We start from the raw sequence: 8,565 nt of genomic DNA, 5'->3' as shown, positions 1-8,565 counted from the left end.
GACGGCGACGGCCGGCACGCTGCCCGGCGCGATGGGCTGGCCGGGCGCGACGGTGAAGGCAAAGGGCAGCACGTCGTCGCGCCGCCAGACGTTGACCTCGTTGAAGGCCGCGATCTGCGTGGCCCCCGGCGGCCCGGTCTGGTCCTGGGCGGCGAAGGTGTACTTGGGCTGGGCGTTGAAGGGGGAGGCAGAGGCATACTGGGCGTCCATGCTGAGGACGCGCCGGTTGTAGCGGAAGTTGAGCACCGGCATCTCCAACTCGTAGGCGTAGGCCAGCCAATCCCAGTAAATGATCGTGCCGCCGATGTTGACGTAGTAGAGGGACGTGTCCTGCTGCCGCAGCCAGGTCAGGGCGGCGCGGGCGTTCTCGTTGCGCGCGTGGGGGGCGACGGCGAAGGGGCGGTTGACGCGGGCCACGTCGGCCAGAGCCGCGGCCAGCAGGACGATCATGGCCAGGTTGAGCAGCAGGGGCGCGTCGAGGTTCGGCGTCCGGCTGCGCCAGCGGCGGCGGGCGCGCACCAGCAACCCCTGCAGGCCGATGGCCGCCAGGACGATCAGCGGGACGGCGGCGATGATGAGCAGCCGGTTGGGGAAGCGGAAGGTGTGGAGGAACGGGAGCAGGTCGTAGAGGGCGCGCACGGGGAAGTGGCGATTGGCGTGCCAGAGCAGTAACACCAGCAGCAGCGCCCCCAGGGTCAGGATGCCGCGCCGCCGCCCGGGAAAGCGGCTGTAGACCCAGGGCAGCAGAGCCAGGGCGGCCAGGGGCAGCAGGCCGATGTAGAACCAGCCGATGCCAGTGCCTTTGTTCAGCGTGTCGACGCGGAACCAGGTGGGGTCGGAGACGACGTAGTTGAACAGGGCATAGGGGATGGGCTGGGAGCCGATCTGGAGGAAGTCGGGCGGGGCGTCGCGGCCGGTGTAGCGCAGGCCGTCGGCCAGGGGGGCCAGATAGACGGCCGACAGCCCGGCGGCCAGCAGGGCCACGGCCACGGCGCGCCGCAGCCGGAGGCCGCGCTCGGCCGGGGGACTCCAGAGCAGGGCCGCCCCGGTCAGCACGGCCAGCGAGACGGCCAGGTAGAGCGGGTAGTAGCCGCCGCCGGCGGTGATGACCATCGTGACGGCCAGGGCGGTCAGGACGAGCGAGCGGCGGTCGCGCCGGCGCAGGGCCGAGCGGGGCCGGCGCAGCGCCGCCCACAGCGCGGCGAAGCACCACGGGAACCAGGCCACGCCGACCAGCAGTTCGTACCAGCCGAGCCAGGAGAGCAGAGCCAGCCCGCCGGACAGGGCGAAGAGCAGCCCCGCCCACAGCCGGAAGGGGCCGCGCAGGCCGAAGACGTGGGCCAGAAACCACTGGCCGAAGGCGGCGATGAGCAACGAGAGAAAGATAGAAACCTTCATGCCGTTGACGCCGCCCCACAGCAGGACGGGCAGGGTGGCGACGGGGTTCCAGAAGTGGTTGATGAGGTCGCCGGCGTGGGGGAAGCCGGTCAGCATGTAGGGGTTCCACAGGGGAATTTCGCCGTAGCGCAGCAGGCCGATCTCGGCCAGGATAGGCAGGGTGGCGCTCTCGTTGTGCTCCCCGGTCTGCTGGAGCTGCTGGGGGTCGAAGTCAAGCAGGGCGGCGCGGCTGAAGAGGTAGACGACCAGCAGGATGATCAGCCAGTCGAGCCAGTAGGCGCGGGGGCGTAGACGGGCGAAGAGGGCGTTCATAGGCTGAGCTATATTGTAGCGGGCAGGGCGAGCGCAACCCAGCCCTGTAACGCGGGATGGTATCCCGCCTCCTCCCTGTAGCGCGGGATGGTATCCCGCCTCTGGGAAGCCGAAGAGGCGGGTTGCCAACCCGCGTTACAAGCAGAGGCGCACGGTCACGATCTCGAACGGGCGCACGGTCAGGCGCGCCTCGCGGCCGGCCACATCGAGCGGCGCGCGGTTCTCCTCCAGCAGGTTCGTCCGCCAGGCGGCGCGCAGCGGGAAGGCCGTCCGCAGCACCGCCGGCCCGCGCCGCCGCTCGCACTCGTAGAGCCGCACGATCAGCCCGTCGCCGTCGTCGGCAGCTTTGACGGTTTCGATGATGAGGTGGGGTGGGTCAACGGAGATGAGTGAAAGGGGCAGCGCGGGGACGCGGGGGAGCGGGGGCGCAGGGGGGAGAAGAGCAGGGGTGCTGGGGGGCAGGGGCGCGGGGGTGAAGGAAGCCCCGGCCGAAGGCTCTTGCTCCCCTGCGTCCCCGCTCCCTTGCTCCCCCGCTGCCCCGCCCGCTACCACCAATAAAGGGTCGTTGAGCGCATACGCCCGCGCCGCGATCTCGGCCGGGCGGGCGGGGCCGTGGAAGAAGAGGCTGTAGGCGAAGCGATGCTCCCCCTGATCGGCCTCCGGGTCGGGGGCGGTGGGGGCGCGCAGGAGGGTCAGGCGAATGACGTTGTCGCGCACATCGTGGCCGTATTTGCAGTCGTTGAGCAGCGCCGCGCCGTAGTCCCCCTCGCTCAGGTCGACCCACTTCTGGGCGCACGTCTCGAAGCGGGCCCAGTCCCACGAGGTGTTGCGGTGCGTCGGGCGCTGGACGTTGCCCCACTGGATCTCGTGGGTGGCGACGGGGGCGAGCACGTCGAGCGGGAAGGCGGTCTTCAGCAGGATGTGGCGCTCGCGCCAGTCGATCCAGGTGTCGAAGTCGATCTGGGGCCGGTTGGCGCACAGGGAGATGCGCTGGATGGTGGCGCTGTGGAGGATGCGCCGGCGTATCTCCAGGGTGGCCCGCAACGGCCCCTCCTCGACGACGCGCACGGAGGCGGCCGGCTCGGCCAGGTAGCGGGTGTCCTCGTAGAAGCTGTCGATGTCCCAGGCGTCCCAGTTGAGGGGGTGGTCGTCAAAGGCTTGCCACTGGTTGGCGATGGCCCCCGGCGGCAGGGCCTCGCGGCGGTGGGTTTTGTCGTAGATGCGGGTGATGTCGCCGGCGGGGTTGAATTCGATGAGGAGGTAGGCGTTTTCGAGGGTATGGGGGGTGAAGCGCAGGGGGGCGGGGGTGCGGGGGAGCAGGGGCGATTTGGAGCGATATTCGGTGTCCGCATCCTCGGATACGGACGGCGTCGACGCGAAGCCCGCATCTGAGGATGCGGACTCTATCATTTGAAGCGGCGTGACGCTATAGGGCGGCAGCGTGCCCGCGTCGAGGAGGAGGCCGCCGTCAACGGGTTGGAGGGTGGCGGGGCCGGCCGCGGTCAGGAATGACCGCGCCACGTCGGGGTCAATGGGCAGGAAGGCGTAGTCGTCGCGGGGGAAGCTGGTGGGGTTGATGAGAAGAGGCGGGTTGCCAACCCGCGCTACAACGGCGAGCGCTTCGTCGCGGACGGACTGGGCCAGGGCGGCGACGTCGGCGTACTGGCGCAGCGACTCCTCGTAGACGGCGCCGATGCTGCTGCCGGGGATGATGTCGTGGAACTGGTTGAGGCAGACCAGCTCCCAGGCGCGCCGCAACATCTCGTGGGGGTAGGCGTAGGCCGGGTCGAGCGTCGTCGCCAGGGCGGCCAGAAATTCGGCGTCGTGGAGCAGGAACTCGCTGCGCCGGTTGGCGCGCTTGTTGCGGCTCTGGGTGGTGTAGGTTCCGCGGTGAATCTCCAGGTACAGCTCGCTGTTCCAGACGGGCAGCTCGCCGCCGCTCTCCGCTTCCAGCTGGCGGAAGAAGTCGATGACGCGCCCCTGCGTCACGCGGGGCAGGCCGGGAAAGTGGCGCAGCGCGCCGGCGGTCTCGTTCATCTCGCGCGTCGGGCCGCCGCCGCCGTCGCCGTAGCCGTAGGCCATGAGCATCGTGCGCTGCGTCGCCTTGTGCTTCAGCTTGACCCACGAGCCGAGGGCGGCGAAGGGGGTCAGGTTGGCGTTGTAGGTGGCCGTCGCCCGCAGGTTGTAGGGGCGGGTTTGAAACCCGCCCGTACCACCCCCGCCGGCGTCGCCGGGGCCTTCGGGGGCGGTGCTGAAGTGGGTCAGCACCCGCGTGCCGTCCAGCCCCTGCCACCAGAAAGAGTCGAAGGGCATCTGGTTGGTCTGGTTCCAGCCGATCTTGATGGTGAAGAAGTACTCCAGCCCCGCCTCGCGGATGAGTTGGGGCAGGTTCCAGGCGTAGCCGAAGACGTCGGGCAGCCAGAGGACGGGCGATTCGGCCGCCGGCCCGAACCGGTCGCGGAAGAAGCGGCGGCCGAGGACGAGCTGCCGGGCCAAAGACTCCGGGCCGCTGATGTTGCAGTCAGCCTCCACCCACATGCCGCCAATCGGCTCCCAGCGCCCCTCGGCCACGCGGGCGGCGACCTGGTCGAACAGGGCGGGCTGGTCGGCGCGCAGGAAGTCGTAGAGTTGGGGCTGGCTCTGGGTGAAGTGGAAGTCGGGGAACTGCTCCATGAGGCGCAGGACGGTGGCGAAGGTGCGGGCGGCCTTGCCGCGCGTCTGGCCCAGCGTCCACAGCCAGGCCACGTCGATGTGGGCGTGGCCGGCGGCGATGAGGTCGAGGTCGAGCGGCGGCCCGGCCGCGGCCACGCCGGCGCGCAAGGCGTCGAGGGCGGGCAGAATGGCGACGGATGAAGACGGAGAAGATGGATGGAGCAGGCGCAAGGCGTCGTCGAGGGCGGTCAGCAGGCGGGCGCGGGCGGGGTCGCGCTCGTCGAGCAGCTCGGCCGTCTGCAGGGCGGCGCGGCCGAGGGTCAACAGGTCGCGCGCCGGCGGGTCGATCTGGACAAGGGCGCACTGGCCCATGAACAGCCGCCGGGCGGGGTCGGCGTCGTGGCTGCCCAGGAGGCCCGTCCAGCCGTGAAGGAGGAGGTTGTAACGCGGGGTGGTATCCCGCCTATGCGTTGTAGCGTCGGATGGTATTGCGCTTCCGGGAGCCGAAGAGGCGGGATGCCATCCCGCGCTACAAGGGAGGGGGATTTCCTGGTGGTGGCGGTCAACCCCGGCCCAGGGGACGCCGTTGAGGTAGACGAGGGCCTCGGGGTGGGAGAAGTCGCCGGCCTCGCCGAGGGGCAGATGGAGGGCCAGGGGGCCGGCGGCGGGGTCGATATCGGCCGGAATGGTGACGACGCCGCGCAGAAGGAAGTTGACGTTGGGGCCGCCCCAATAGGTTCCGGGGGGAATCGGCTCGCCTGGATCGCCGGCCGCCGGAGCCGGCGGCGATCCGAATGGAGGGCCGCTCAGGCGGGTGAAGCGCAGCGGCTCCAGGGGGACGCGGCGGCGATAGACGAGCGCGGCCAGCCGGTCGAGGGCGCGGGCGAGTTGGAGGGGGGTGGGATGGAGGAAGTGGCGCATGGGAGAACTTTACCAAGTCATCCCGTTTATCTTCAAGCACTTCGGGGGTGAAAGGAGACGGTTGGACAAAGTTCTTATCTCCCCTGCCCCCTGCTCCCCCTGGGGTGCTTCCCCCACCCCCAAAATACTCCCTCCACCCAATAGACACGCACCCGCCTCGGGCTTATTCTATAGTTAGGCCGGTCTAGACCTGACAAGTCTACTGGGCAAAAGCAGGACAGGTGACGTAATCATGGCAGGTTGCCTAATAATCTGCGTAATCTGCGTAATCTGTGGATGCTTCCGAGGTATGTGATGAACGAATTTCAGGGTATTACCGTCGTGGTGGCGCTCTTCGCGCTGCGGTGCATCGTCCCGCTGGCGGTGGTGCTGGTCATTGGCTACGCCATGAACCGGCTGGTGGCGCGCTGGGACGCGGAAGAGGTGGCCCAGGCCAACCAACCGGCGGCGAAGCCCTCGATCTCGCTGACGATGGCTGCCCGCTCGGCTGCCCTGTCCGTCCCCTGTTGGGTGTACAAGAACTGCGACGAGACGACGCGCGCCGGCTGCCCCGCCTACCAGAATCCGGCGCTGGCCTGCTGGACGGCCCTGACCCGCGCCGAGGGGCGGCTGCCGGCCAAGTGCGCCACCTGCGCCCGCTACACCGGCGCGCCCGCCTTCGCCGCCGCCGACTAGCCCAACCCGGCCTCGCCCCCGCTCCCAGGCCGCGCCTCCCCGCGCGGCCTTTGACTTCCCCGCCCGCATCTGAGGATGCAGACTCCGCATCTCCCCTGCTCCCCCGCTCCCCTGCATTCCCATGACATCTGTCACACCCAACCCATGATCTTTGTGCTGGCTATCCATCCATTGTCGTCTATAATAGGATAGTTGTGAGGGGCGCCGGACGATGAGTTCGGCGTTTCCTTAATATCGCTGCCCACACGGGGCGGCGCGCGCTATAATTCTCAATGCAACGTAAGGATGGCAGGCCGATCGATCATGGACAACAACAACACATTCCCCCTATCTGAGCCAAACGACGCCGACAGCGCCCCCTCCGGCGACGCCCAACAGGTGCAGTGGGTCGTCGTCGAGCAGACTTCGGGCGTGATGGCGGCCGAGATCATCGCCGGACGCTTGCAGGCCGAGGGCATCCCCGCCCGGGCCTACCAAGAGGGCGCGGGCGAGGCCATCGGGCTGATCGTCGGGTTGCTCGGTACGGGCCACGTCGCCGTGCCGGAAGAGTTCGCCGAGCAGGCGCGGGCCATCCTGGAGGCCATCGAGGCCGAGGCGGAAGCCGCCGAAGAAGAAGAGTAGGCTTAGGGCCACAAGGAGAGAGACATGGCAGATGTTTCCTGGCAGAACAACAACGAAAGCCTGATTCTGGAGAAACCCCGCCGGAATCGCCTGTTGTTCGTCATCGGCGGCCTGGTATTGATCTCGGCCGTCGTGTTTCTCGTCGTCAACGCCATGAGCGGCAACACGCAGCTCTATAAGACGGTCGGCGAATTCTACGCCGAGCGGGATCGCCTGGTCGGGCGCGACCTGCGCGTGGCCGGCTGGGTTATCGGCGACTCGATCATCTACACTCAGATCGACGCCCAGACCTCGCGGCTGGAGTTCGACATCGTTGACGACCTGAACAATCCCACCCAGCGCCTCCACATCGTCGCCATGAACGAACCGAAGCCCGACCTGTTGCAAGGTCAGGCCCAGGCCCTGGTCGAGGGCAGCGCCGGCGCGGACGGCGTCTTCATGTCCAACCCCGGCGGGCTGATGCTCAAGTGCCCGACGCGCTACGAAGAAATGGACGCCTCGGGGCATCCGACCGCGGTGCCGATGTTCGATCAAACGGAGTATTAGTCTGTTCTGCGATCGGATCACAACGCCGGACACACGCCAAGGCTAAGGCGCGAGGACGCTAGGGTTGTATCTTTGCGTCTCCGCGTCTTTGCGTTTTGTATCGAGTAAAAGCCTATGATCGCTGATGTCGGTTTCATCACCCTCGGTCTGGCCATGCTCTGCGCGGTTTATGCCATCGCCGCCGCCTATTACGGCGCGCGCCGCAAGGACGACCGCTGGGTGCGCAGCGGCCGCAACGCCATTGTCGCCCTCTTCCCGCTCGTCGCGCTGGCCTGCGGCCTGATCATCACAGCCCTGGTCACGGGCGACTTCTCCATCGCCTACGTCTCCCAAGTCAGCAGCCGCGGCATGCCCACCTATCTGAAGGTGACGGCGCTGTGGGGCGGCCAGGCGGGGTCGCTGCTGTTCTGGAACCTGCTGCTGTCGGCCTTCACCTGCGCGGCCATGCTCAGCAAGTGGCGGCAGCAGAAAGAGTTGATGCCCTACGTCATCATCGTCACCGGCATGACCCAGCTCTTCTTCCTGTTCATCTCCACGGTCATCGAGAACCCGTTCGCGCGCAACCTGGTTGTGCCGGTCGACGGCAACGGCCTGAACCCGCTGCTGCGCCATCCCGGCATGATCATCCACCCGCCGATGCTCTACCTGGGCTTCGTCGGCTTCACCATCCCCTACGCCTTCGCCATGGCCGCGCTCATCTCCAACCAGCCGGGCGACAACTGGATTCGCACCAGCCGGCGCTGGACGCTGGTAGCCTGGCTCTTCCTCAGCCTGGGACTGATTCTGGGCGGGCGCTGGGCCTACGACGTGCTGGGCTGGGGCGGCTACTGGGGCTGGGACCCGGTGGAGAACGCCTCGCTGATGCCCTGGCTGGCCGGCACGGCCTTTCTGCACTCGGTCATGATCCAGGAAAAGATGCGCATGTTCAAGATGTGGAACGTGTTCCTGATCGTCCTGACCTACTGTCTGGTCATCCTGGGCACGTTCATCGTCCGCAGCGGCGTCATCTCCTCTGTCCACTCTTTCGCGCAGTCGGCCATTGGCCCCTTCTTCTTCGGTTTCATCGTGATCATGTTCCTCTTTTCGGCCTACTGGATCACGGTACGGCGCGAGAGCCTGCGGGCGGAGAATCAACTGGTCTCTTACCTATCGCGCGAGGCGGCTTTTCTTTACAACAACTTCCTGATCATCGCGATTCTGGCCGTGGTCTTCCTGTTCACCTACTACCCCATTTTCTCCGAACTCTTCACCGGGGAGAAGGGCTTTGTCGGGCCGCCCGTCTATGAGCGGGCGCTGGCCCCGCTGTTCGCGGCGCTGGTGCTGCTGATGGGCGTGGCCCCGCTGACGATGTGGTACCGAACGAGCATGCAACGTCTCGGCCGCGCTGTGCTGTGGCCGGCCGTGGCCGCCACGGTCTTTATCGTCGTCTTGTTCGCCCTG

Annotated in this window: 6 protein-coding genes; 4 read left to right on the top strand and 2 right to left on the bottom strand. The window is 67.6% G+C overall.

Annotated features, from left to right (window positions below):
• Together ACE3UY_RS05665 and ACE3UY_RS05660 are read right to left on the bottom strand one after the other, a co-directional pair.
• Nucleotides 1-1,710, bottom strand: a 1,710-nt coding sequence (locus ACE3UY_RS05665; protein ID WP_374686579.1) for a hypothetical protein, incomplete at its 3' end; no start/stop codon positions are given.
• 135 nt (nucleotides 1,711-1,845) lie between these two features.
• Complete coding sequence (locus tag ACE3UY_RS05660; protein WP_374686578.1) at nucleotides 1,846-5,283, bottom strand: glycoside hydrolase family 38 C-terminal domain-containing protein; 3,438 nt, start codon at nucleotides 5,281-5,283, stop codon at nucleotides 1,846-1,848.
• A 294-nt stretch (nucleotides 5,284-5,577) separates the two neighbouring features.
• Between ACE3UY_RS05660 and ACE3UY_RS05655 the strand changes: the two genes are divergently transcribed.
• The 4 genes from ACE3UY_RS05655 to ACE3UY_RS05640 form a co-directional block, all read left to right on the top strand.
• A complete protein-coding gene (locus ACE3UY_RS05655; protein WP_374686577.1) occupies nucleotides 5,578-5,958 on the top strand; it encodes a hypothetical protein in 381 nt (126 codons plus the stop codon).
• 303 nt (nucleotides 5,959-6,261) lie between these two features.
• Nucleotides 6,262-6,579, top strand: a complete 318-nt coding sequence (locus ACE3UY_RS05650) for a putative signal transducing protein (RefSeq protein ID WP_374686576.1) — start codon at nucleotides 6,262-6,264, stop codon at nucleotides 6,577-6,579.
• Nucleotides 6,580-6,603: 24 nt separating this feature from the next.
• Complete coding sequence (locus tag ACE3UY_RS05645) at nucleotides 6,604-7,125, top strand: cytochrome c maturation protein CcmE (RefSeq protein WP_374686575.1); 522 nt, start codon at nucleotides 6,604-6,606, stop codon at nucleotides 7,123-7,125.
• A 114-nt stretch (nucleotides 7,126-7,239) separates the two neighbouring features.
• Nucleotides 7,240-8,565 (top strand): heme lyase CcmF/NrfE family subunit (locus tag ACE3UY_RS05640; RefSeq protein ID WP_374686574.1); only part of this gene is annotated, 1,326 nt, incomplete at its 3' end.

Origin of the sequence: Promineifilum sp. (SeqCode) (assembly GCF_041918635.1) — a bacterium.
In the GTDB taxonomy this organism is placed as follows: domain Bacteria; phylum Chloroflexota; class Anaerolineae; order Promineifilales; family Promineifilaceae; genus Promineifilum.
The sequence above is the reverse complement of the archived record's forward strand: the minus strand, read 5'-3'. Positions and strand labels throughout refer to the sequence as shown.